Source organism: Lysinibacillus sp. 2017, from assembly GCF_003073375.1.
Taxonomy (GTDB): Bacteria; Bacillota; Bacilli; order Bacillales_A; family Planococcaceae; genus Solibacillus.
Genome location: NZ_CP029002.1, coordinates 2,728,236 through 2,752,689 on the forward strand (window position 1 = coordinate 2,728,236; position 24,454 = coordinate 2,752,689).

General features: G+C 36.7%; 21 protein-coding genes. 5 read left to right on the forward strand and 16 right to left on the reverse strand.

The window, feature by feature from the left end; translation table 11 throughout:
- Positions 1 to 14: 14 nt before the first annotated feature.
- From pnpS to citZ, 5 genes are all read right to left on the reverse strand, one after another.
- Entirely contained in the window at positions 15 to 1,541 is a 1,527-nt protein-coding gene (gene pnpS, locus DCE79_RS13295; protein ID WP_108713520.1) for a two-component system histidine kinase PnpS, read from the reverse strand.
- Positions 1,541 to 2,251, reverse strand: coding sequence for a response regulator transcription factor (locus DCE79_RS13300; protein ID WP_108713521.1), 711 nt, complete (start codon positions 2,249 to 2,251; stop codon positions 1,541 to 1,543). The genes pnpS and DCE79_RS13300 overlap by 1 nt, the downstream gene beginning before the upstream one ends.
- A 238-nt stretch (positions 2,252 to 2,489) precedes the next feature.
- A complete protein-coding gene (gene mdh / locus DCE79_RS13305) occupies positions 2,490 to 3,428 on the reverse strand; it encodes a malate dehydrogenase (protein ID WP_108713522.1) in 939 nt (312 codons plus the stop codon).
- Between the two features lie 219 nt (positions 3,429 to 3,647).
- Positions 3,648 to 4,910, reverse strand: coding sequence for an NADP-dependent isocitrate dehydrogenase (icd, locus tag DCE79_RS13310; RefSeq protein ID WP_108713523.1), 1,263 nt, complete (start codon positions 4,908 to 4,910; stop codon positions 3,648 to 3,650).
- Between the two features lie 80 nt (positions 4,911 to 4,990).
- Positions 4,991 to 6,106, reverse strand: a complete 1,116-nt coding sequence (citZ, locus tag DCE79_RS13315; protein WP_108713524.1) for a citrate synthase — start codon at positions 6,104 to 6,106, stop codon at positions 4,991 to 4,993.
- A gap of 259 nt (positions 6,107 to 6,365) precedes the next feature.
- Here citZ and DCE79_RS13320 point away from each other — a divergent pair, with 259 nt between their 5' ends.
- Complete coding sequence (locus DCE79_RS13320) at positions 6,366 to 7,334, forward strand: AI-2E family transporter (RefSeq protein ID WP_108713525.1); 969 nt, start codon at positions 6,366 to 6,368, stop codon at positions 7,332 to 7,334.
- On the opposite strand, the gene DCE79_RS13325 is transcribed toward DCE79_RS13320, so the two are convergent.
- The 8 genes from DCE79_RS13325 to DCE79_RS13360 form a co-directional block, all read right to left on the reverse strand.
- Complete coding sequence (locus tag DCE79_RS13325; RefSeq protein WP_108713526.1) at positions 7,318 to 7,707, reverse strand: FxsA family protein; 390 nt, start codon at positions 7,705 to 7,707, stop codon at positions 7,318 to 7,320. The genes DCE79_RS13320 and DCE79_RS13325 overlap by 17 nt on opposite strands.
- A 102-nt stretch (positions 7,708 to 7,809) precedes the next feature.
- Positions 7,810 to 9,570, reverse strand: coding sequence for a pyruvate kinase (gene pyk, locus DCE79_RS13330; protein WP_108713527.1), 1,761 nt, complete (start codon positions 9,568 to 9,570; stop codon positions 7,810 to 7,812).
- A gap of 24 nt (positions 9,571 to 9,594) precedes the next feature.
- Complete coding sequence (gene pfkA / locus DCE79_RS13335; protein ID WP_108713528.1) at positions 9,595 to 10,554, reverse strand: 6-phosphofructokinase; 960 nt, start codon at positions 10,552 to 10,554, stop codon at positions 9,595 to 9,597.
- 166 nt (positions 10,555 to 10,720) lie between these two features.
- Positions 10,721 to 11,677 carry an acetyl-CoA carboxylase carboxyltransferase subunit alpha gene (locus DCE79_RS13340; protein WP_108713529.1) on the reverse strand — a complete coding sequence of 319 codons (957 nt, stop codon included), beginning with the start codon at positions 11,675 to 11,677 and terminating at the stop codon, positions 10,721 to 10,723.
- Positions 11,670 to 12,542, reverse strand: coding sequence for an acetyl-CoA carboxylase, carboxyltransferase subunit beta (accD, locus tag DCE79_RS13345; RefSeq protein ID WP_108713530.1), 873 nt, complete (start codon positions 12,540 to 12,542; stop codon positions 11,670 to 11,672). The genes DCE79_RS13340 and accD overlap by 8 nt, the downstream gene beginning before the upstream one ends.
- Positions 12,543 to 12,572: 30 nt before the next feature.
- Positions 12,573 to 13,208 (reverse strand): FadR/GntR family transcriptional regulator, encoded by a 636-nt coding sequence (locus DCE79_RS13350; protein ID WP_108713531.1) that lies wholly within the window; start codon positions 13,206 to 13,208, stop codon positions 12,573 to 12,575.
- Positions 13,209 to 13,627: 419 nt separating this feature from the next.
- Positions 13,628 to 16,708: a DNA polymerase III subunit alpha gene (gene dnaE, locus DCE79_RS13355; protein WP_108713532.1), complete on the reverse strand. Its 3,081-nt coding sequence runs from the start codon at positions 16,706 to 16,708 to the stop codon at positions 13,628 to 13,630.
- Positions 16,709 to 16,727: 19 nt separating this feature from the next.
- Positions 16,728 to 17,672 carry a DHH family phosphoesterase gene (locus tag DCE79_RS13360; RefSeq protein WP_108713533.1) on the reverse strand — a complete coding sequence of 315 codons (945 nt, stop codon included), beginning with the start codon at positions 17,670 to 17,672 and terminating at the stop codon, positions 16,728 to 16,730.
- Positions 17,673 to 17,764: 92 nt separating this feature from the next.
- Here DCE79_RS13360 and DCE79_RS13365 point away from each other — a divergent pair, with 92 nt between their 5' ends.
- A complete protein-coding gene (locus DCE79_RS13365) occupies positions 17,765 to 18,076 on the forward strand; it encodes a YtpI family protein (protein ID WP_108713534.1) in 312 nt (103 codons plus the stop codon).
- 48 nt (positions 18,077 to 18,124) lie between these two features.
- On the opposite strand, the gene DCE79_RS13370 is transcribed toward DCE79_RS13365, so the two are convergent.
- On the reverse strand, positions 18,125 to 19,432 hold the full coding sequence (locus DCE79_RS13370; RefSeq protein WP_108714500.1) for a DRTGG domain-containing protein: 1,308 nt from the start codon (positions 19,430 to 19,432) through the stop codon (positions 18,125 to 18,127).
- Between the two features lie 182 nt (positions 19,433 to 19,614).
- Entirely contained in the window at positions 19,615 to 20,295 is a 681-nt protein-coding gene (locus DCE79_RS13375) for a metal-dependent hydrolase (RefSeq protein WP_108713535.1), read from the reverse strand.
- A 138-nt stretch (positions 20,296 to 20,433) separates the two neighbouring features.
- On the opposite strand from DCE79_RS13375, the gene DCE79_RS13380 reads away from it, so the two are divergent.
- Entirely contained in the window at positions 20,434 to 21,522 is a 1,089-nt protein-coding gene (locus DCE79_RS13380) for a M24 family metallopeptidase (RefSeq protein ID WP_108713536.1), read from the forward strand.
- A 195-nt stretch (positions 21,523 to 21,717) separates the two neighbouring features.
- Positions 21,718 to 22,482 (forward strand): 5,10-methylene tetrahydromethanopterin reductase, encoded by a 765-nt coding sequence (locus DCE79_RS13385; protein WP_108713537.1) that lies wholly within the window; start codon positions 21,718 to 21,720, stop codon positions 22,480 to 22,482.
- Between the two features lie 38 nt (positions 22,483 to 22,520).
- On the opposite strand, the gene ald is transcribed toward DCE79_RS13385, so the two are convergent.
- Complete coding sequence (gene ald, locus DCE79_RS13390; protein ID WP_108713538.1) at positions 22,521 to 23,657, reverse strand: alanine dehydrogenase; 1,137 nt, start codon at positions 23,655 to 23,657, stop codon at positions 22,521 to 22,523.
- Between the two features lie 329 nt (positions 23,658 to 23,986).
- Between ald and DCE79_RS13395 the strand changes: the two genes are divergently transcribed.
- Positions 23,987 to 24,433: a universal stress protein gene (locus tag DCE79_RS13395; protein WP_108713539.1), complete on the forward strand. Its 447-nt coding sequence runs from the start codon at positions 23,987 to 23,989 to the stop codon at positions 24,431 to 24,433.
- The last annotated feature ends 21 nt before the right edge of the window (positions 24,434 to 24,454 follow it).

The following is a 24,454-nucleotide window of genomic DNA, read 5'->3' on the forward strand; positions in this document are numbered from 1 at the left end:
ATTGTTAAGATTTCTTATTGGAGTGGTAAATACACTTTCATAGTTGTGCCCTTTCCTACTTCACTCGACACTTGAATTTTCCCCTGGTGTGCTTCAACTAAGTGCTTGACGATTGATAAGCCCAAACCTGTACCACCTGAATTTCGACTACGTGCACGATCAATACGATAAAAGCGCTCAAAAACACGTGGGATTTCTGATTTCTCGATTCCAATTCCTTGATCCGTTATCTCAAATATTCCATATTGCTCATCACTGCTAATACGTAGTGTCACAGTTGTATGCTCTTTTGAATAAGCCATTGCATTATTAATTAAGTTCGTAAAAATTTGCATAAGACGGTTCACATCCCCCAAAATAAACGCATCTTGTTCAATGTTCACTTCAAATTGCATATTTTTACTTTCTAACTGGGCGCTTGTTAGATCAACAACACGAATTAAAATATCCTGTAATTTGACTGGTTCCACATCAAGCAAAAAGCCATGTCTTTCAATTTTAGAAAGCTCGAGCAAATCTTGTACAAGTACTTGGATTCGGTTACTTTCTTCATGAATAATATTTAAAAAAGAGAGCAGCATGTTTTCATCTTTAAAGGCCCCATCAAGAAGCGTTTCAGAAAATCCTTTAATCGATGTAATCGGTGTGCGCAATTCATGTGATACATTCGCAACGAAATCTTTACGAATTTGTTCTAATCGGATTAGTTCACTCACATCATGCATAACAATCACAACTCCGAGCCAACGACCATGCTCTCCAACTACTGGTGCGCCATAAATTTGTTCATTATAAAGTTCATCACCAATTTCCATTTCAAGCTGCTGACGATAGGGCATTTCCGTTAAAAATACATAATCGATAAACTGTTCCAATTGCTTCGTTAACCCTAAAGTTAAAAAATTCTTTCCAATCAATTGTTCTTTTTCTAAATCAAATAACACTTGAAATTTCCGATTGACGATAGAAATATTTCCTTCACGGTCTAGCATCATTAAAGCGCTTCCCATATTCTCAATTAGTGTTTTTAAACGTTCTTCTTCGATAACACGGGTTTTCGTAATATCTTGTAAATTTCGCGCTAAAATATTGATAGAGTTTCGCAGCTCCACGACCGTTTTTGGACCCTTTGCAAAAGCCCGTGCACGATAATTGCCTTTTGATAATTCCATTGCTGTTCGCGTTATATTATCAATTGGCGTAATAAAGTTGCTCGCCATTCGGTGTATCATGAACGCCATAATGATACATGCTACAACAATTAATAGTACAAGAATCGTGTAAAGATGCATTCGAACTTCATTATAAGTTGTTGCATTTTTATCAATTTCATATGTTTCAAGCAAAGCCCGCTTTTGTGCAGAACTTAATTGGATTTTTTCTTCTTGAACAACCTGCTCCATTTTTTGCTGATTTTCAATTATGGTAGATTGAATATAATCATTTGCAAAAAAAGGAAAAAGCTGTCCTACGAATAAACCGAGAACAGCTAAAATTGACACGATGACAAAAATAAAAGAATAAAATAAACGGTTATTCATTAATTTCTGGGCTCCTCAAATTTATAACCTAACCCTCTTATTGTTTTAATATAAATCGGTTTTCGGCTATTTTCTTCGATTTTATCGCGCAAATGACTAATATGAACATCTACAATCCGTGTATCTCCAGCAAAGTCATATTTCCAAACAGCGCTTAGAAGCTGATCCCGTGTTAATACACGATTTTTATTTTCTAATAAGTACACTAATAATTCAAATTCCTTCGGTGTAAATTCAAGTTTTTCTTCATTGATAAATGTCTCAAAACGTTCGGGATACACTTGTAAATCACCAAAAGTATATACAAGTTCAGATGATGGAACAGCTTCTTCAATAACTGGCCCAGAAAAGCGACGTAATACAGCCTTCACACGTGCAATGACTTCACGAGGACTAAATGGTTTCGTCATATAATCATCTGCGCCTAATTCTAAACCGAGCACTTTATCGAACTCATCATCACGTGCCGTTAACATAATAATTGGTAAGTTAATACGTAAGCGACGAAGCTCTTTACACACCTCCACACCATCAAGCTCTGGTAACATTAAATCTAACAGCATTAAATCTGGTGTCTGTTCTACTGCTGTATCCAACCCTCGCTTACCATCATGAGCTAATAAAACCTCAAAACCTGCTTGCTCTAAATTATATTTTAATAATGTTGCAATCGAAATTTCATCTTCTACTACTAAAACGGTTTTTTTCATGTATTCGCTTCCTCCAAAATTGATTTGAAACCCCCATTTCCAATCAATTATTCCATTTGTATGGTGGTGAAACTTTTCCTACTATTACTTTCAATAGTAACAACTTTTATAAAAAAGTACAATTATCGATGAACGATTCTATTTCATTAAGTAATACACTATATTCATACGATTAGCTGCAAAATAAAATACTGCCAAAAAGGGAGCTATACACTTTTGGCAGTACATTGATTACTATTTATTTTAATGCTTGCATAACATCCTTAACAGCAGCTACTGAATAGTCTAAAGCATTTTTTTCAGATTCATTTAATTGAAGTTCAAATACTTTTTCAATACCATTTGCACCAAGTAATGTTGGCACACCAAGATATATACCTTCATAACCATATTCACCTTCTAAATAGGCAATTGAAGGCAATACACGTTTTTGATCTTTTAAAATTGCTTCAGTCATTTCGATCATTGCCGCAGCTGGTGCGTAATAAGCGGAGCCATTTCCTAGCAAGTTAACGATTTCACCACCGCCACCACGTGTACGTTTTACAATTTGCTCAAGACGTTCTGATTCGATTAGACTTTCTAATGGTACACCGCCTACTGAAGCATAGCGTGTTAATGGAACCATTGTGTCACCATGACCACCCAAAACTAAAGCGGTAATATCTTTTACCGAAACATTTAATTCTTCTGCAACAAAAGCTCGGAAACGCGCTGTATCAAGTACACCAGATTGTCCAATTACTCGGTTTTTTGGGAAGCCTGTTTCTTTATATACTGTGTATGTCATCGCATCAACAGGATTTGTTAATACTATAATTGTCGCATCAGGTGAAGTTCGTGCTACTTCTTTTGATACGGATTTCATAACAGCTTGATTGATTTGAACTAAATCATCACGACTCATTCCTGGTTTTCGCGCAACTCCTGCAGTAATTAATACGACATCTGAATTAGCTGTATCATCGTAATTCACCGTACCCAATACATAGGAGTCAAAGCCTTGCACAGGTGCTGTTTCCCACATATCTAAAGCTTTTCCCTTTGTTGGGTTTTCAACATCTGGAATATCAAGAAGGACAACATCACCAAGTTCTTTTTGTGCAGCTAAAAAAGCCGCCGTTGCACCCGTATTTCCACTACCAATTACAGAGATTTTTTTACGTTTTATTACCATAACGAATCGCTCCTCTTTAATCAATCATATAGACAATTTAAGTATACAAAAAGGGAGAAAACAATATGCTTTCTCCCTTTGTTGTTACTATTCATTTTGAAACTTAAATCTATTAAAGTCAATATTCACCAAGTAAATGATTTATTATGTTCACAATATTATTCAAAATTGAATAATTTGTTCACAATTTCACATAATATGGCAAAAAGTAAGTTTTAATTAGAAGTTTTCGATTAAGCGAGTAGCGAATTCAGAACATTTAACTTCTGTAGCGCCATCCATTAAACGTGCGAAGTCATAAGTTACATATTTAGAAGAGATTGTTTTCTCAACTGAGTTTGTAATTAAGTCCGCAGCTTCTTGCCATCCTAAGTGTTCAAGCATTAATACGCCTGATAATAATACTGAAGATGGGTTTACTTTATCTTGACCAGCGTATTTAGGAGCAGTACCGTGAGTAGCTTCGAAAATAGCATGTCCAGTTACGTAGTTGATGTTAGCACCTGGAGCGATACCAATACCACCAACTTGAGCAGCTAATGCGTCAGAAATATAGTCACCGTTTAAGTTCATAGTAGCTACTACGTCGAACTCTTTAGGGCGAGTTAAGATTTGTTGTAAGAAGATATCAGCGATAGAATCTTTAACTAAGATTTTACCAGCAGCTAATGCAGCAGATTGTGCTTCGTTAGCAGCAGCTTCACCTTGTTCAGCTTTGATTGCATCGTATTGATTCCATGTGAATACTTGTTCGCCGAATTCTTTTTCAGCTAACGCGTAACCCCATTTTTTGAATCCACCTTCAGTGTACTTCATGATGTTACCTTTGTGTACTAAAGTAACAGTAGGCTCGTTATGCTTGATAGCATATTCGATAGCAGCACGTACTAAACGCTCAGTACCTTCTTGAGATACAGGTTTTACACCGATACCTGAAGTTTCTGGGAAACGGATGTTTTTTGTACCGAATTCTGTTTGTAAGAAGTCGATTAGTTTTTTAGCTTGTTCAGAACCAGCTTCGAACTCGATACCAGCATAGATATCTTCAGTGTTTTCACGGAAGATAACCATTTTAACATCTTCTGGACGTTTAACTGGAGAAGGTACACCGTCAAAGTGACGAACTGGACGTAAACATACATATAGGTCAAGTTGTTGACGTAATGCTACGTTAAGTGAACGGATACCGCCACCGATTGGAGTTGTTAAAGGACCTTTAATTGCGATAAGGTACTCGTTGATTTTGTCTAAAGTTTCTTGTGGTAACCATTCACCAGTTGCGTTGAATGCTTTTTCACCAGCTAAAACTTCTAACCATTCGATTTTCTTTTCGCCATTGTAAGCTTTTGCTACTGCTGCGTCGATAACGCGAGAAGCTGCTGCCCAGATATCTGGACCAATACCGTCACCCTCGATGAAAGGAATTACTGGATTGTTTGGAACCATTAAAGAACCGTTTTCTACTACGATTTTGTTAGTCATTGGAAATTTGCCTCCTAATAATCATAAATCTAGGATTGCAACTTACGTGCAATCCTAGACATTTTATCATACTTTTTTGATTAACGCTCGTTAATTGGAACGTATTTTTGCATTTCTGGACCAACGTATTCCGCACGTGGACGGATTAAACGGTTGTTCGCATATTGTTCTAAAATGTGCGCTACCCAACCTGAAGTACGAGATACTGCAAAGATTGGTGTGAATAAGTCATGTTCGATGCCTAAAGAATCATATACTGATGCTGAGAAGAAATCTACGTTTGCAGGTAATTTCTTTTGTTCAACGATCATGTCATGAATTTTCACTGACATTTGGTATAATTCTGGTTTACCAGTTAACTTAGTTAACTTTTCAGACATTAGACGTAAATGTGGTGCACGAGGATCTCCACCACGGTAAACGCGGTGACCGAAGCCCATGATTTTTTCTTTGTTGTCTAATTTGTTTTGTACCCAAGCTTCAACGTTATCTAATGAACCAATTTCAGTTAACATTTTCATAACTTGCTCGTTCGCGCCACCATGTAATGGGCCTTTTAAAGCGCCGATAGCTGAAGTTACACCAGAGTATACATCAGATAATGTAGCTACACATACACGTGCTGTGAATGTAGAAGCGTTTAACTCATGGTCAGCATGTAATACTAATGCTTTATTGAATGCTTCGATTTCGATTTCTGCTGGCTCTTCGCCTTTTAGCATATATAAGAAGTTTGCTGCATAACCTAATTCTGGTTTTGGAGCAATAGGTTCTTTACCTTGACGTACGCGTGCAAAAGTAGTTACTACTGTAGCAATTTTCGCTTGTAAACGAATTGCTTTACGGTAGTTTGCTTCTTTTTCCATAACGTCTGCTTCTTCGTCAAATGTACCTAACATAGATACAGCTGTACGTAAAGCAGCCATTGGGTGTACTGTTTTTAATGGCATAGATTTGAATAAATCTGTAATTGCCGCTGGGATAGCCATGTTATCAGCTAATTGTTTTTTTAAATCTGCTAACTCGTCCGCTTTTGGTAAACGAGTGTTCCATAATAAAAATACTACTTCTTCAAAAGTTGCATTGTTAGTAAGGTCATCGATGCCATAACCTACATATGTTAGTGTGTCATCGATAATAGAACTGATTTTAGTTTCTGCTGCTACGATACCTTCTAAACCTTTTGTTGCTGACATAAAAATCGCTCCTTCACTTAATAAATTAGTTTTGTAAGTGCTTTCTTTTCTTTGAACGAAAGAATTACACTCATATTGTTCTGCTCAGGTGAACCTATAAGTAAATCGCTTACATAATCCATTATAATCAATTTTGACGGCTTTGTGAATGAAATACTTTGATTTTAAGAAAAATCAGCATATATGATAGATTTTGCGACTTAAAGAGAATTTATCGTTACTAACGAGATATATATGGAATTTTTTAGGGGTGATTTTAGTGATAAAAGAAAGTAATTATAATAAATTCCTTCTAAATAGTCAAAAATATGTGGTCTTATTGCTCTATATATCGCTGTTATATTTTATTTTTCCGATTGTTCTAGGATTATTCTTAGCCTATCTATTTTACCCTTTATTTGACTTTATCAAACGAAATTTAAGGCTGCCATTTGCCCTCATTGTATTTTGCATTTCAATCATTCTCTTTTTAATTATAGGTATCTTCTTTTATTTAATAATCCAAAGTGCCATTCAATTATTACCTTCTGTCCAATCGACATTACGTTCTTTCTCTGAAAACTATTTAAATCACCCATTTTTACCATATTTCGTTGAAAAGCTTTCTTCAATCATTAACGAGATTACCTTATTTTTTGTGAATGTAATTAAAAATAGTTTGAATTCTCTTTTTGAATTATTTTTATTTACAATTGCTTTTTACTTTTCTCTTTTTGAAAGTAAAAAAAATAGACTTTGGTTCTTTACCTATGTGCCAAAAGTCTATCGTAATGATTGGTCACGCTATTTTACAAAAGCGATGTCACTCATAAGCTATTTTATTTTCGTTGAGCTACAACTATTTACACTTACATTCATCTTGCTAAGCATTGGTTTTTCAATACTTTCATTTGATGCAGCGATTATGAAGGCCTTTGTTATTGCATTAGCAGATTGCTTGCCTTTTTTAGGAATTGGTCTATTTTTAATTCCACTTGCTATTTACTATTTTTTTATCGAGCAACAATTACTTGCATTAGCAATTATCACACTTTATATTTTCGTTCAAATAACAAGACAGTTAACTGAATCACTGCTATGGGCACATACGCTTCATATTCGAATGATCCACACATTTTTAATAAGTGCTGCTTCCATTCAATTGTTCGGTTTTTATGGTATTTTATTCAGTCCGATTCTTTTAATGGTCGCCATTAAAGTCAAACAAACATCTATCTTTGCAAAATAACGACTTGTCCGTTACGCATTTTTTTACGTAGTAAATAAAAAATCATTGGCTTAAATAACTTTCTCGTAATACCTAACATAAATAATAATCCAATAATATCTGTTAAAAATCCTGGAAGTGCTAATAAAACCCCTCCAACAAAAATCATCACTGTTTCAATCATTGGTACAGTGGGTGCTTGCCCTTGTTGGATGCTTTTTTGAATCGTTTGAAATGATTTTGTACCACGTTTTTTGGCAATGAGAACGCCAATAATAGATGTCGCTACGATTAACAATAGTGTATAAAACACGCCAATGGCTTTTCCTACCATGATAAATACGGCAATCTCAGCGAAAACGAGTGCTAATAATCCGAAAAATATTTTTTTCATGAGCATATTGCCTCCTCTTACTTAATACTACGAAATTTCTTGCTAAAAAGTTTCAAAAAAAGAGCCGCTCGAAGAAAATTCTTTTCGAGCAACTCTTTTAAATTATAGTACGCTTGCATGACCTTTATAAATAACGCCTGATTCTGCATCCATTGTGATTTCTTGTCCGTGGCGAATTAATGTAGTTGCTTCTTTTACACCAACAATAACAGGAATACCAAGGCTTAATCCAACTACAGCTGCGTGAGAAGTTAACCCACCCTCTTCTGTAATAATGCCGACACACTTTTCAATGGCAGGCATCATTTCACGATCTGAACCAACTGTTACAATGATTGCACCTTCTGTATCAAAAGCTAATGCTTCTCCAGCATTTTTTGCGACAATTGCTTTTCCTAATACAGAGGATTTTCCAATCCCTTGCCCACGAGCTAATAAATCGCCAATGACATGGACTTTCATTAAGTTTGTTGTACCTGCCTCACCTACTGGCACACCCGCTGTAATGACTACTACATCTCCGTAGCTTACATATTCGTGACTTAATGCTTCGTCTACTGAAAGTTCTAAAATTTCATCCGTTGTTTCAACTTCATGTGTCACAATCGGCTTAACGCCCCATACTAAAGTTAATTTTTGGGCAGTATTCGCTTGACTTGTTACCGCAATGATCGAAACGCCTGGACGATATTTTGCAATCATTTTCGCAGTATTACCACTTTCAGTTGGCGCTAATATTGCCTTTACACCTAAGTTAATGGATGTAGTGGCTACAGCTTGCGAAATAGCCTCAGTCATATTTGTCCCTTTTTCACGGCTACGTTGTACAACGATTGAACGATAGTCTAATGAATTTTCTGTACGTTCTGCGATTTTATTCATCATAGCTACTGATTCTACCGGATAAAGACCCGCAGCTGTTTCACCTGAAAGCATAATCGCATCCGTACCATCAATAATCGCATTGGCAACATCTGATGCTTCAGCACGAGTTGGACGCGGATTACGTTGCATCGAATCTAGCATTTGTGTTGCTGTAATAACTGGTATGCCGACTTGATTACATTTTTTAATTAGTGATTTTTGAACAAGTGGTACTTCTTCAGCTGGAATTTCAACCCCTAAATCACCGCGGGCTACCATTAAGCCGTCTGAAACCTCGATAATTCCATCGATATTGTCGACACCCTCTTGGTTTTCGATTTTCGGGATAATTTGAATATGGCCGCCTTCATTTTGCTCTAACAATTCACGAATTTCTAATACATCTTTTGCAGTACGAACGAATGATGCAGCAACGAAGTCTACTCCTTGTTCAATACCAAACAAAATATCAGCAGCATCTTTTTCTGTAATACCTGGTAATTTTACGGATACACCAGGTACGTTTACGCCTTTTTTATTTTTTAAAATACCGGCATTTTCTACAATCGTATGAATAAGACCTTTGTCTAAGTCTTTTGCTAATACACGTAATTCAATTAAACCATCATCTAAAAGAATCCTATTATTTTGATCTACGTCTTCGATTAAACGTTCATAGGTTACCGAAAAACAAGATTCCGTCCCTAATACTTCTGTCATCGAAATATCAATAACTTGACCTGTTACAAGGTGTAACTCGCCATTTTCCATTGAATGTGTACGGATTTCAGGACCTTTTGTATCCAATAAAATTCCGACTGGTTTTTTCATACGCTCTGATGCGTCACGAATCGATGCAATGCGAATTGCGTGATCTTCGTGACCTCCGTGAGAGAAATTTAAACGTGCAACATTCATGCCCGCTGTAATTAACTTATCTAACATTTCTGGGGATTCACTAGCTGGACCAATAGTACATACAATTTTCGTTTTTCTCATATTATGTCATCTCCATTTTGCACTTTAAATTGATAGTTCTTGTGATAATGTATACAAACTTAAATCGGCTTTATGTTTATTTTCAAAAGCTTCTTTTAAATCATAATCAACGACGGCATGATTTTTTATACCCACTGCACGTCCACCTTGATTTTCTAATAATAATTCAACTGCACGCGCGCCAAAACGACCTGCTAAAACTCGATCTCGTGCAGATGGTGAACCGCCCCGTTGAATATGTCCAAGTACAGACGTGCGAATTTTCACTCCTATATGTTCTTCAAGTTGTTTGGCAAGTTTATGACCATTCATAACGCCTTCTGCAACAATAATGATACTATGGCGTTTACCACGTGCTACACCGCGCTCAAGTTTATTGACAATATCGCTAATATCCAGTGGCTCTTCTGGAATTAAAATGGATTCTGCACCAGCAGCAACACCTGCCCATAATGCAATATCACCTGCGTCACGTCCCATTACTTCAATAACAAACGTATTTTCATGACTTGTCGCTGTATCACGAATTTTATCAATTGATTCTACTACTGTATTTAACGCTGTATCAAAACCAATTGTATATTCTGTCCCTGGTATATCATTATCGATTGTTCCTGGAATGCCTACACATGGAAAGCCTTTGTCAGTAAGTTGCATCGCACCACGGTATGAACCGTCACCGCCAATAACAACTAAACCTTCAATACCTTCTTCTTTCATTTTTTCAATCGCTTTAAATTGGAACTCATCTTCTTTGAATTGTGGAAAGCGAGCTGAAAATAATTTTGTCCCACCTCGTTGAATAATATCGCCGACTGCACCAATATCGAGAAGCTCATAATCACCATTATAGAGCCCTTCAAATCCATGATAAACTCCGATAACTTCTACGTCGTGAAAACGTGCTTTACGAACGACTGCACGAATGGCAGCATTCATTCCTGGAGCGTCTCCTCCGCTCGTTAAAACCGCGATCTTTTTCATTCACTATTTTCCTCCTATAATACTCATACTATTCACATTAACAGAAAAAACACATATATGTAACTATTCTAGAAAACAATTATTTAAAGCTTTATAAAAAAATGAAAGAATGCGCTTTCACGCATTCTTCGTTGACCTACTAAGTCTTTCGTAAGCACTTAAACTACTACTCTTCAGAATATTGCCCAATCATTTTAAATTTTGTATAACGATTTTCGATTAATTGTTCTGCCGTTAATGAATTTAATTCACGTAATGTATCTTCAATACATTCCTTCATCGTTATCACTTGTTTTTCAATATTTTTATGCGCGCCACCCGCAACTTCTGGAATAATCCCATCAATAATTTCTAATCGTTTTAAATCAGGTGCAGTAATTTTCATTGCTTCAGCAGCTTGCTTCGCATAGCTTGCATCTTTCCATAAAATCGACGCTGCGCCTTCTGGTGAGATAACTGAGTAAGTGGCATTTTCTAACATTAAGATTTTATTGGCAACCCCTAAAGCAAGTGCACCACCACTACCACCTTCACCGATGACAATACTAATTACAGGTACCCTTAAACCAGCCATTTCAAACAAGTTTCGTGCAATCGCTTCGCTTTGACCACGCTCTTCTGCTGCTTTACCTGGATAGGCCCCCTTCGTGTCAATAAAGCAAATAATTGGACGATTAAATTTTTGTGCCTGCATCATTAAACGTAATGCTTTACGATAGCCTTCTGGATGTGGCATACCGAAGTTACGACGAATATTTTCCTTCGTTGACTTTCCGCGTTGATGCCCAATAATAGTCACTGCTTGGCCATTTAATGAAGCAATTCCGCCTACAATCGCAGCATCATCTTTAAATGTACGATCTCCGTGCAATTCGATAAAATCATCGAAAATATGTTCAATATAATCAAGTGTCGTTGGACGTTCTGGATGACGTGCTACTTGTACACGGTCCCAGGGCTCCATATTATCGTAAATATTTTGTTCTAATTGCTGCAAGCGTGTTTCAAGCTTTTCGATTTCACCGCTCATATCAACATCTGCCTCAACAGCAATCGATTTTAATTCATCAATTTTTTCTCGTAGTTTTACAACAGGTTCTTCAAACGCCATTAATTTAGACATGTGACACGCCTCCTTGTACATGTAGCTTCACAATCGTTGCGATTTTTTCACGCATTTCTAAACGACTAAATATCGCATCGAGTTGACCATGATCTAATAAAAACTCCGCCGTTTGGAAATCATCTGGTAATTTTTCTCGAACGGTTTGTTCAATTACGCGTCGTCCTGCAAAACCGATTAAACTTTGTGGCTCTGCGATATTATAATCACCAATCGATGCAAAGCTTGCTGAAACACCACCAGTTGTTGGATGTGTCATGATGGAAATGTACAGTAAACCTTCTTCACTATGTCGTTTTAACGCAACACTCGTTTTTGCCATCTGCATAAGAGACAAGACGCCTTCTTGCATACGTGCTCCACCACTTGCCGTGAATATGATAAAAGGTACGCGCAGTTCCGTTGCTTTTTCTACAGCACGCGTTATTTTTTCACCGACGACTGAACCCATTGATCCCATTCGGAAATGCGAATCCATAACTGCAGCGACTACTTGCATCCCTTTTAATGTACCCACGCCTGTTAACACGGCCTCGTTCAATCCTGTTTTTAATTTATCTGCATTCACTTTTTCAATATAAGCTGGGAAATTTAATGGATTTATTGTTTGTAAATGATCATCCATTGATGTAAACGAATCTTTATCTAAAAAGCAGCTAATACGTTCTTTGGCCGTCAGCGTAAAATGATATTGGCATTTAAGACATACTTTTAAATTTTTCTCGATTTCTTTTGTCACATGAATCGTTTTACATTTTGGACATTTCGTTACAATGCCTTCTGGAAATGTTTTCTCATCTGCATTATTTGCAAAACTTGCTGTATTTTTTTTTCGATTAATTGAAAATAAATCACGAATAGCCATCGTAATCCCCCTTTGTTCTTCTAAAATTAGTTACTCACTAATTATTTCCATCCATTTATCATAGGCTTCAATCGCCTCATATTCATAACCCATTTGTATCGATGTAAGCATCATTTCTACATGAATTTTTTCTGTTGATTGAATTTCTCGTTGCAATTCAGCAGTACTAAAAGCTAGTAATTGCAACCAAATTTTAAATGCTAAACGATTTCCTGAAACAATGATACATTCCCTTAAAATATCTTCCCTTTTTAAAGATTGTTCAAGCTCTACTTTTACAAAAAAGCTTTCCCAAATCGGTAAAACTCGCAATGTTTTATTTCGACTAATTTGACGAATCGCTTCTTGTTCATACATTTTTCTCGTTGCCTGTACATCTGCTATCGATTTTGCATCTTGTAAAATGAACGAACCGACGATTTCAACGAATTGATGATGCTTCATACTTGCCAAATATGTTCCCCCACCATGCTTCGTCTCAATTAATCCTAATAGTTCTAAACTTCGTAGTGCCTCGCGTACAGAAGACCTTCCCACTTGAAGCTGTTCACTTAGTACGCGTTCAGAAGGGAGCTTTTCCCCTTCTTGTATATTTTGTTCCGTAATTAATTCCCTAAGCTGATTAACAATTTGTAAAAATACTTTTTTGGTTGCCTTCTCCTCCACTGCTTCCACCTCATTTGATCAAGTCCACATAATCGTTACTCACCATAAAAGTGGTCTGACCAGTTTCTACAATAGAATACAAAATGTTTTTGATCTTGTAAAGAGGATTCGCACATTCTATTCACTATATATAACAAAAATTATGTATTTATAACTAAAAAACAAGCATTTCCAACTATATTTTTGGAAACTAACAAAAAAGAGCATCTCTAAATTTCATTAGAAACACCCTTTAATATTATTCATTTTATCCTGCATTAACTGACAGTAATCTATCTGTAGCAAAAGCGAAGCGACAGGTAGAAGACCCCCTACCTCAAGGTTCAAAATATACAATATAAGTAGTTATGGAATCAACTGTCAGTAAAAGCCCGATTAGTTCAACTAACAATCAGTGGGAGAACCCACTAATTGAAGTTTCACTTTATAACAATATGTTTCACTTTTACTTGAGCTTTATTGAAGCGAAGTTCTAAATTTCCTTCAATATATAATAATGTGCCCTCTTGTAACTTACCTGCAACAAGTTGATATTCTTTGGGGAAAAGTGTTAAAGAGACAAGTCCAAATTCATCCTCAAGTTGTACAAACGCCATTAATTCTCCGCGCTTTGTACGAAGCTGACGCATTTCGCTAACAATACCAATCATTTTGACATACATATTTTCTTTTAGCTTTGGTAGCATTTGCACAGTTGCAGTCACTTCTCGGAAATGCGGTCGCACTTTTACAATGGGATGATCTGATAAATAAAATCCAAGAACTTCTTTTTCAAATTGAAGTAATATTTTCTCAGGCATTGGGGATGTTTCTGTGTATTTTGGTTTCCCAAAAGCAAGCAGCACGCCATCAAATAAGTCTTCCCCTTCAGTTGGACGTACAAAATCAGCCTGTTTTTGTGCCCCTTCAATCGTTGCAAGAAGTGTGGCACGATCTTTTCCGAATTCATCGAGTGCTCCAGCCTTAATTAAAGGCTCCATAATTTTCCGTGTAAAGTTCGTCGTCGTTAACGCAATGGCTAAATCAAAAATCGATTCGAATGGCTGCTGTCTTTCTTTACGAGCTGTTATTAGCTTTTGTAAAAATGGCTGTGGCACGCCTTTAATGGCCGATAAACTAAATCGAATCTTACCATTTTCCACTTTGAAATGACGCATACTTCGATTGATGGATGGTGGTAAAATCTCGATATTTTGTGATTTTGCTTCCGCTAAAATCTGGGCGAGCTTATCAGCATTACCTGTTGCATTCGTTAATAATGCAGCGTAAAAATTAACAGGAAAATTTGCTTTTAAATACGCCATTTGATAAGAAATGATGCTATAGGCAACCGCGTGACTTTTCGGGAAACCATAATCTGCAAAGCGTACGATTAACTCATATACTTCCACTGCTACATGCTGTTCATAGCCCTGTTGCATCGCTCCACGAACAAACGCAGCACGCTGTTCTTCTAACACTTCACGCTTTTTCTTACTGACCGCACGACGGAGTAAATCCGCTTGTCCTATCGTAAAACCGGCTAGGATATTGGCGATGCGCATGATTTGCTCCTGATAAACAATGACGCCATATGTTTCTTGTAAAATGGGTGCGAGTGCTGGATGCGGCATAACGACTTGTTCCTGCTGGTGCTTTCTGCGGGCATATACTGGAATAAACTCCATAGGACCTGGACGATAAAGGGCATTAACCGCGACAATATCTAAAAAGTGTGTTGGACGAATTTCACGCAATGCATTTTTCATACCATCTGATTCGAGTTGGAAAATACCTGCTGTATCACCGCGCTGCAATAGTTGGAATGTTGCTTCATCTTGTAAAGGAATTTGATTAATATTGAGTTGCAAATGATGTGAAAACTGAATTGAACGACGAATTTGTTCAATAATCGTTAAATTACGTAGTCCTAAAAAATCTATTTTAAGTAGACCTGTTTGTTCCACTTCTACCATTGGCCACTGCGTTAAATAAATATCGTCATGTCCTTCCTCAATCGGAATTACATCGACAAGTGGTACTGGACTTAAAACGACACCTGCCGCATGAGTTGATGCATTCTTTGGCAAACCTTCTAAACGTAATGCTGCAGCAAACCACTTTTGACGAATCGGTTCACTAGCAATCCAAGCACGTAAAGGCTCTGATTGTTTATAGGCATCTTGCAACGTCGTACCAAGCTTATTCGGGATCAATTTTGAAATCATCTCTAATGTATCGCTTTCAAAATTAAACATTCGCGCTACATCTCGCGCTACTGCCTTAGCAGACAATGTCCCGAACGTAATAATTTGGGCGACATGCTGCTTACCGTATTTTTGCGCGACATATTGAATCACTTCATGACGTCTCGTATCAATAAAATCAATATCAATATCTGGTAATGACACGCGTTCAGGATTTAAGAAACGTTCAAATAATAAATCATAGTGCAGTGGATCAACTTGTGTAATTTGCAGGGCATATGCAACAAGTGAAGAAGCAGATGAACCACGTCCTGGTCCCGTTAAAATTTGTTCTTCTCGTGCAAAACGCATGAAATCAGCAACAATTAAAAAGTAATCTGAATAACCCATCGATTGAATTACATGAAGTTCATACAACATGCGCTTTTCGTAAGCCTCTGGCAATGCTTCAACATTTAAGCGAACTTTTAAGCCACTCAGTACTTCCTGCTGTAAAACCTGCTCAGCCGTCTTCCCTTGTTCAAGCGGGAACTTCGGCATATATACTTGATCACTATCAATCGTCACTTGGCAGCTTAATAAAAGTGTCTCTGTTTGCTCTAACCATTCTATTTTATTAGAGAAGCGAGCTAGCCATTCTTCATTTGTTAGCACATAGCTTTCTTGTAACGGCTCATGATCTGTAGCTTCACTTAGCTTCACGCCTGTTTCAATTGCTTGCGCCACTTCATATGAAAAATAATCGTCTTGTTTTAAAAATAAGCTTTCATGAAGTGCAATAATTTTCAGTGCATTTTCCTCTGCCAATAAAATAGCACGTTCTTCTTGCTGCTCACTCCCTAAAATTCGAGAAATACCAATATATAAATCCGAGTGATAGCTTTCCTTTAAAACCTGTATGGTCGGTTCAATCGATTGTTGAAGCCAAATCGCTTGTTGGGCTATTACTGGAACCACACAAACAATTCCACTGGCATAGGCTGTTAACCAACGCAAAGGAATTGTTTGCTGTTGTCTAATGGCTATACTGCTTGAAACTTTTAATAAGTTTTTATAGCCTTGATTATTTTTTGCGTAAAGGACAAGTGGTAAAGAGATTTCTTCTGTTACTTCGAGTTGTATCGTTAAGCCAACAACGGGATGAATGCCAGCCTTTTTCATTTGATGCACAAAAGGCAAAAGTCCGTACAATTTCGTATTGACAATTGCACAGCTTTTTGCCTTTTGTTGTTGTAAAAAAGGGATGAGTTCTTCGATACGAATCGTACTTTTTAATAAATCGGCACTTGTCCGTATTTGTGGATAAACGACCACGCTAATCCCTCCTTTTATATTAGTTAAATGCTTTACATATATCTTTTAAATCAACAATAACTTGGTCTGCTTCGTTCCATGAATACGCCGTTGCACCTGATGCTAACGGATGGCCACCGCCATTATATTTTTTGGCTAATTGATTAATAATGGGTCCTTTAGAACGTAAGCGTACACGGATTGTATCATTTTCCTCAATAAACATGACCCATGCACAAATCCCTTTTACATTTCCCAAAGAACCTACTAATAATGACGTTTCGGAAGGAGTCACATCAAACTCTTGTAAAATTTCTTTTGTCATTTTGATATAAGCCATACCTTGCTCATCCATCACGAAGTTTTGATAAATATAACCTTGTAAATGTAGTAGTTTACGGTCCATTTCATACATGCCATCAAATAATTCCGTACGATTAAAATTATACTTAATTAAATGACCAGCCGTTTCAAATGTTTTCTCGCTTGCACTTGGGAAAATAAAGCGGCCAGTGTCCCCAACGATTCCAGCAAATAATAAACGTGCTGCTTCATCTGGCATCTTCCAATTTTCTTGTGATTCTCCGATTTCAAATAAATCATAAATCATTTCACTGCAAGAACTAGCATCTGTGTCTACCCATAGAATATCACCGTATGCATCATCATTTGGATGGTGATCGATTTTAATGACAAAATCACCTTTCGCGTAACGTTGATCATCAATGCGCTCCGTATTTGCTGTATCTGTTACGATAATTAACGCACCTTCGAATTTTGCGTCTTCAATTTGCTGAGGCTGTGCTAAAAATGATAGTGAATCTTCATGTTCCCCAACAACATATACTTGCTTTGACGGATAATTATTTCGAATAAGCTCAGCTAAACCGATTTGAGATCCGTAAGCATCTGGATCTGGACGCACGTGACGATGAATAATGATCGTTTCATACTTTTTAATTGTGTCGATGATTTGACGCTTCAAAATGGTTCCTCCTGATTCCAAGTGATTTCCATTCGCAATTTCTACCAAAAATAGTTACAATATCTAATAGTTATGCTATTGGGAGGTTCACTATGGTTTTTTTAAATTTTTTTCTAGTTGCTTGTATTGTTATTTCATTTGTTTTTTATTTCTATTTTAAAACGAAGCAGTTTCGTTCAACACTACCCATTCGTAAAAAATGGTATACCGCAAAAGCTGGTGTCACTTTAGGAATTTTCTTAGCGCTTTTCGGATTAAATACGATGATTATTTACCCTGACTGGATTGGCTATATTGTGGCCGTTATCTTTGTCATTATTGGTGCAGTGTTAGGCTTTAACAACTTTAAACGCATGCAACATGAAGGAAAATTCGTACAACAAGAATACGAATTAAATAAATAGTTTTAAAAAAGGGGACCTCTCTCAATTGAGTGGTAAACCCTTTTTTTGTTATCGCTCTAGTAGTTGGAAAGTCATAAGCGCTTTCCCAACAAGTAATGTTCCACTGAACACTTCAAAATCCATCTTCACGAATTTACGTGACATATCTAAAATACGTGGTTGTACAGTTAGCACACTTTCCATTTGTACTGGTTTAATAAAATAGATTGTCATATTTTCCATAACGGCATCGCCACGCTTACGTCGTTTCAATGCAAATGCACCAACTTCTGTAAGCAATGTTGTGAACGCTCCATAAGAGATTGCGCCAAATTGGTTGGTCATTTGTGGCGTTACAGTAAATTCTACAGAAATATCTTCTTCCCCAAGTACACGCATTTCATTTTTCACTAAATCGTCAATGGTTTCACCATGTTGTGGCTGACGTTGAGCATGTTGCAATGCTTTTAGAACGTCTTGACGACTAATAACACCTTTTAAATGGCCATCTTCATCGATGACTGGTAGTAAATCGATTCCTTCCCAAATCATTCGGTGACCTGCTGATGCAACACTGGTTTTCATTGATGCCGCAATTGGGTTCTTCGTCATGACTTTATCAATTGCATCTGTCTCATCTTTTCCAATTACATCTTTACTTGTAATCATCCCGACAAGCTTGTTCTGGCTTGTGATAACTGGGTATGCACCATGTGATGTTCGTTGATTTTGTACATGAAAATCTGCAATCGTATGCGTATTTTTAAGTACAGCTGTCTCCTCAATCGGTACATAAATATCTTCAATTAATAAAATATCTTTTTTAATTAATTGGTCGTAAATCGCACGGTTAATCATCGTTGCAACCGTGAATGTATCATAACTTGTTGAAATAATTGGTAAATCCAGTTCATCCGCTAAGCGTTTATTCTCATCCGTCGTATCAAAACCACCTGTAATTAATACAGCAGCACCTGTTTTTAGCGCGTATTCATGTGTTTGTGTACGATTCCCTACAATTAATAAACTACCTGCATCCGTATAGCGCATCATGTCTTCTAGCTTCATTGCACCTATTACGAATTTCGTTAAAGTTTTATGTAAGCCTGATTTCCCACCTAAAACTTGACCATCAATAATATTTACAATTTCAGCAAATGTTAAACGCTCAATATTTTCTTTCTTTTTCTTTTCAATACGAATCGTACCGACACGTTCTATTGAACTAACGAGACGACGATTTTCCGCTTCTTTAATCGCACGATAAGCGGTTCCTTCACTTACTTGCATTTCTTTTGCAATTTGTCGGACAGAAATTTTATCTCCTACTGGTAGTGATTCGATGTATTGTAAGATTTTTTCATGTTTCGTTGACAACTTCATCACCTATTTCTCATCATTCATTTCTGTCTTTAGTGTAACACATTTAGGCGGGGAAATTTACATTTTTCACTACTGACTACCGCTTTCGTTCTATTCATTGAGCGAAGGCTCTATCGATTTATCCACATAAAACTGCCCAGTAACATAGTTTATTACTGGGCAGTTTATAATTTTCGTTATAGATTAACAAAATCACCTGAATTTAAAATTTGTACATCCGTACTTTCTACCATTTCAGCAAACTTATTGGGATCTTGTTTGATTGGTGGGAATGTATTGTAATGAATCGGTACAACAATTTTTGGTTTTAATAGCGACACGGCATAAGCTGCATCCTCAGGACCCATAGTGAAATTATCACCAATTGGTAAAAATGCTACATCGATTGGATGACGTTTTCCGATTAACTCCATATCTCCAAATAATGCCGTATCCCCCGCATGATAAATTGTTTTACCTTCTGCTGTGAATAAAATACCTGCGGGCATACCTGTATAAATAATTTCATTGTTTTCCGTCACGTAAGAAGAACCATGAAATGCTTGTGTGAATTTCACTTTTCCAAAATCGAATTGCCACGCCCCACCAATATGCATATTGTGTACACGACAGCCTTGCCAGCCTAAATAATCTGCTAGCTCATTCGGTGCCACAACAAGCGCATCATGCTTTGTCGCTAGCTCCACTGTATCTCCGACATGGTCATTATGCCCGTGCGTTAATAAAATAACATCAGGCTTCTCATTTTCCACCACTAAATCCGTTTGCCCATTGCCATTAATAAAAGGATCAATTAAGATCGTTGTCCCGTTCGTTTGAATTTTTACAACTGAATGTCCATGATATGAAATTTGCATCTATAAAATCCTCCTATAATAAAACACACTTTTACCAACACAATTCGATAGTACTGCAGAATTCTCCTTTTTTTGATATGCTTATTACGCAGAATAAATTTAAATGATTTTTTTACTAAAATCAAAGGAGCTAACATTGTGTCAAAATTACATGAACTACAAAACTATTTACGTGAAAACAGCTTAGATGCTGCATTCATTACAACACCTGATAACGTATTTTATTTTTCTGGCTTTGAAAGTGATCCACATGAACGATTATTAGGGGTTATGGTATTCAAAGAAGCTGAGCCATTTTTAATTTGTCCAAAAATGGAGATGCCAGATGCTGTTGCAGCAGGTTGGAAATATGAAGTAGTTGGACATGAAGATACTCAAAACGCGTGGGATGTTGTCGCAAAAACAGTTGCAGCCCGTCACCTTGACTTCAATTCACTAGCAATTGAAAAATCACACTTAACAGTAGAGCGTTATGAAGCGATTCAAGAGCGCTATGCTGAATTGAAATTTGCTGGTATTGATGAATTAGTAAACGCACTACGTATTCGCAAAGGTGAAGAAGAACTTGTGAAATTACGTAAAGCTGCCGAATTAGCAGATTATGCAATTCAAGTTGGTTGCGATGCCATTGCTGAAGGCAAAACAGAGATGGAAATTTTAAACGAAATTGAATCTGCAATCAAAGCAAAAGGCTATGCAATGAGCTTTGATACAATGGTATTAGCAGGCGAAAAAGCAGCTTCTCCACACGGTACACCAGGAGATCGTAAAGTTCAAAAAGGCGATTTAATCTTATTCGACTTAGGTGTTATTTATGATGGGTACTGCTCAGACATCACTCGTACTGTAGCATTTGGTCAGCCTGGCGAAGAACAAATGGCTATTTACAATGCTGTTCGTAAAGCAAATGAAGATGCGATTGCAGGTGTTAAACCAGGTGTACGTGCTATGGACTTAGATAAAATCGCGCGTGACGTTATTACTGAAGCAGGATACGGCGAATACTTCACACACCGTCTTGGCCACGGCCTTGGTATTTCAGTTCACGAGTTCCCTTCAATTAATGGATCAAATGAGATTACATTAAATCCAGGTACAGTCTTTACAATTGAACCTGGTATTTATAAAACAAATGTCGCAGGTGTTCGTATTGAAGATGATGTTGTCGTTACAAACGACGGTGTTGAAGTATTAACGAAGTTCACAAAAGAATTAGTAATTCTTTAATTTTTTTCATGAAGTAACACATAATTGCATACGATATGACGAAGGAATCATCAGAGTAGATAATACGCTTTGATGATTCTTTTTTAGTTATTTTTAAGTCTCTTTTATCATTTTTTGTTATTTACAATAATTTACTCGTTTCTTATAGGAGAAAATAAGGAATAGACTATTATAACGTGCGAAAGGAAGTGCATCATGAAAGATCGGACAATTTTCTCAATCATTATTTTATTATCTACACTCATGGTTAATAACTTTGCGAGCGAACACCAGATTCAAGCGGCAACACCATCTGTTGCATTATCTAATGATCGATTTTTACTTGATGCACCGAATATTCACGCGACAAATTTCATTGCAATGAATAAATTAGTAGCAAGTCGTATTCCATCGTTCTCAAAAGCTGAAACTTCCATTCGTCCAAATTGGAGTAATCTTTTTGTAGATACCTCAATTTCAAAAATAACTGTATCAACAAAAACAAAAGAAACTCCTGTCGTAACAAAGGGACTTTTACCACAAGCAAATCATAATTACACATATTTCCCTTCATTTGAAGGTGAGGAACAGAAAACGTATGTTGCTTCGGTCAATCCTTATGTTTCAAATGCAATTGATTTATTTGAAAACGAATGGACTGGATATACGTATATCGAATCTGAAAACAGCTTTAATTTCGGTGTCGGATACTCTGATGTATTTTTCTTTTCACTAAGTTATCCAATGAAAGAAAAGACAACAACGATCGATACTGACTACGGCTTTGAGTCAAATAACAAAATCGAAGTAAAGGTTAACAGTACTTCAACTACTTTAACGACAGAAGCTGGGACATTTGAAAACGTTGTCGTCTTAAACTATCCGAATGGCTCAACCCTTTATTTAGCTAAAGGGTACGGCATCATACGGATTACAGACTTTGAAGGAAACATTACAACAGAGCTCATTGCAGTGAAATAAAAAAGGGCTGACGAATTTACTTTTCGTCAGCCTTTTGCTTAATTACTTGAACCTGATAAAACTCCTAATACATCATCAACTACTACGTATGGTAAACCTTGTGCATCTGCGACTGCTTCGTACACAACATGACCATCTAATGTATTGACACCTAATTTTAATGCTGGGTTTTCTAAACATGCTCTTAAGAAACCTTTGTTCGCAATTTGTAATGCATACGGCACTGTATTGTTTGTTAATGCCATTGTCGATGTACGCGGTACGGCCCCTGGCATATTTGCTACTGTATAGTGAACTACACCATGTTTAACAAACGTCGGGTTATCATGCGTTGTTACTTTTTCAGACGTTTCGAAGCAACCACCTTGGTCGATTGCGATATCAACAACAACTGAACCAGGAGACATCGCTTGGATCATTTCTTCCGTTACAAGTTTCGGTGCCTTCGCGCCAGGAATTAACACCGAACCTATAACTAAATCTGCTGTGCGCACTGTATCTGCAATATTATATGGATTTGAAATTAATGTTTGTACATCACGTCCAAAAATATCTTCTAATTGACGTAAACGTTCTGGACTTAAGTCAATGATCGTTACATCTGCCCCCATACCAACGGCCACTTTTGCAGCATTTGTTCCTGCAATACCGCCACCGATAACTGCAACTTTACCACGAGGTACACCCGATACTCCACCTAGTAAAATTCCTTTACCACCTGGTAATTTTTCTAAATAATGTGCGCCAATTTGTGTAGCCATTTTCCCTGCAACTTCACTCATCGGAGTTAATAAAGGTAATGAACGATTCGGTAATTGAACTGTTTCATACGCAATACCAGTCACGCGATTTTCAATTAAAGCCTTTGTTAATGCTGGCTCTGGAGCTAAATGTAAATATGTAAATAAGATTAAACCTTCATGGAAATACCCGTATTCACTTGTAACTGGCTCCTTTACTTTCATGACCATCTCAGCATTCCATGCTTCTGCAGCAGTTTCTACAATTTGTGCACCTGCCATCATATAATCATTATCTGTAAATGCTGAACCTAAACCTGCGCCAGTCTCAATATAGACTTCATGTTTATTTGCGATTAATGATAATACTCCAGCTGGCGTCATCGCGACACGATTTTCATTATTTTTTATTTCTTTCGGTACCCCAATTTTCAACGTAAATTCCTCCCCTTACAATTTAGTGATAGTAAATCAAATCCATTCTACCAACTTTATTCGAAAAAGAGTAGTTATATTTTAAAAATATAATATATTTAGAATTATAAGATAATGAAAGTTATTCTATTTCACCAATAAATTCGCTAAATATCCGTTATCACTCATTATATAACAATAGTTATTTTACAAAATTTGTGTATTTTCTACAAATATCTAAATTAAAATAAGTTAAAACTGGATAATATCACATAATTTTCACTGTTAGGTATTTCCAATCCCAAAACATTTGATATAATCATGTTATAGACAATTAGGAGGTAATAGAAATGGCAAATCATTATAAAAGTATTGTAGTAGCAGTAGACGGTTCTAAAGAAGCAGAATTCGCATTCCGTAAATCAATCGATGTTGCAAAACGTAATGAAGGTGCAACTATCAATCTTGTAAACGTAATCGATACGCGTTCATTTGCAGCAATCGAAGCTTACGACCGTTCAATCGCTGAACGTGCTCAACAACATTCAGAAGAATTATTAAACGGTTACAAAAAACAAGCTGAAGAAGCTGGCGTTGCAAACGTAAATTTAGTAATCGAATATGGTTCGCCAAAAAATATTATTACGAAAGAACTTTCAAATGTTGTAGAAGCAGACTTAATCATCTGTGGCGCTACAGGTTTAAACGCAGTTGAACGTTTCTTAATCGGTTCTGTATCAGAAGCAATCGTACGTACTGCTAAATGTGACGTATTAGTTATTCGTACTCCAGAGTGATTTTATTTTAAATGAGAAAAA

Excerpts from the sequence above, each read along its gene's own strand:
- pnpS (WP_108713520.1), bottom strand. The coding sequence starts at position 1,541 with ATGAATAACCGTTTATTTTATTCTTTTATTTTTGTCATCGTGTCAATT.
- citZ (WP_108713524.1), bottom strand. The coding sequence starts at position 6,106 with ATGTCAGCAACAAAAGGTTTAGAAGGTATCGTAGCAGCAGAAACTAAA.
- pfkA (WP_108713528.1), bottom strand. The coding sequence starts at position 10,554 with ATGAAAAAGATCGCGGTTTTAACGAGCGGAGGAGACGCTCCAGGAATG.
- DCE79_RS13395 (WP_108713539.1), top strand. The coding sequence starts at position 23,987 with ATGGCAAATCATTATAAAAGTATTGTAGTAGCAGTAGACGGTTCTAAA.
- pyk (WP_108713527.1), bottom strand. The coding sequence starts at position 9,570 with ATGAGAAAAACGAAAATTGTATGTACTATTGGTCCAGCTAGTGAATCC.
- DCE79_RS13340 (WP_108713529.1), bottom strand. The coding sequence starts at position 11,677 with ATGTCTAAATTAATGGCGTTTGAAGAACCTGTTGTAAAACTACGAGAA.
- mdh (WP_108713522.1), bottom strand. The coding sequence starts at position 3,428 with ATGGTAATAAAACGTAAAAAAATCTCTGTAATTGGTAGTGGAAATACG.
- icd (WP_108713523.1), bottom strand. The coding sequence starts at position 4,910 with ATGACTAACAAAATCGTAGTAGAAAACGGTTCTTTAATGGTTCCAAAC.
- DCE79_RS13300 (WP_108713521.1), bottom strand. The coding sequence starts at position 2,251 with ATGAAAAAAACCGTTTTAGTAGTAGAAGATGAAATTTCGATTGCAACA.
- accD (WP_108713530.1), bottom strand. The coding sequence starts at position 12,542 with ATGGCTATTCGTGATTTATTTTCAATTAATCGAAAAAAAAATACAGCA.
- DCE79_RS13365 (WP_108713534.1), top strand. The coding sequence starts at position 17,765 with ATGGTTTTTTTAAATTTTTTTCTAGTTGCTTGTATTGTTATTTCATTT.
- DCE79_RS13375 (WP_108713535.1), bottom strand. The coding sequence starts at position 20,295 with ATGCAAATTTCATATCATGGACATTCAGTTGTAAAAATTCAAACGAAC.
- DCE79_RS13385 (WP_108713537.1), top strand. The coding sequence starts at position 21,718 with ATGAAAGATCGGACAATTTTCTCAATCATTATTTTATTATCTACACTC.
- DCE79_RS13325 (WP_108713526.1), bottom strand. The coding sequence starts at position 7,707 with ATGAAAAAAATATTTTTCGGATTATTAGCACTCGTTTTCGCTGAGATT.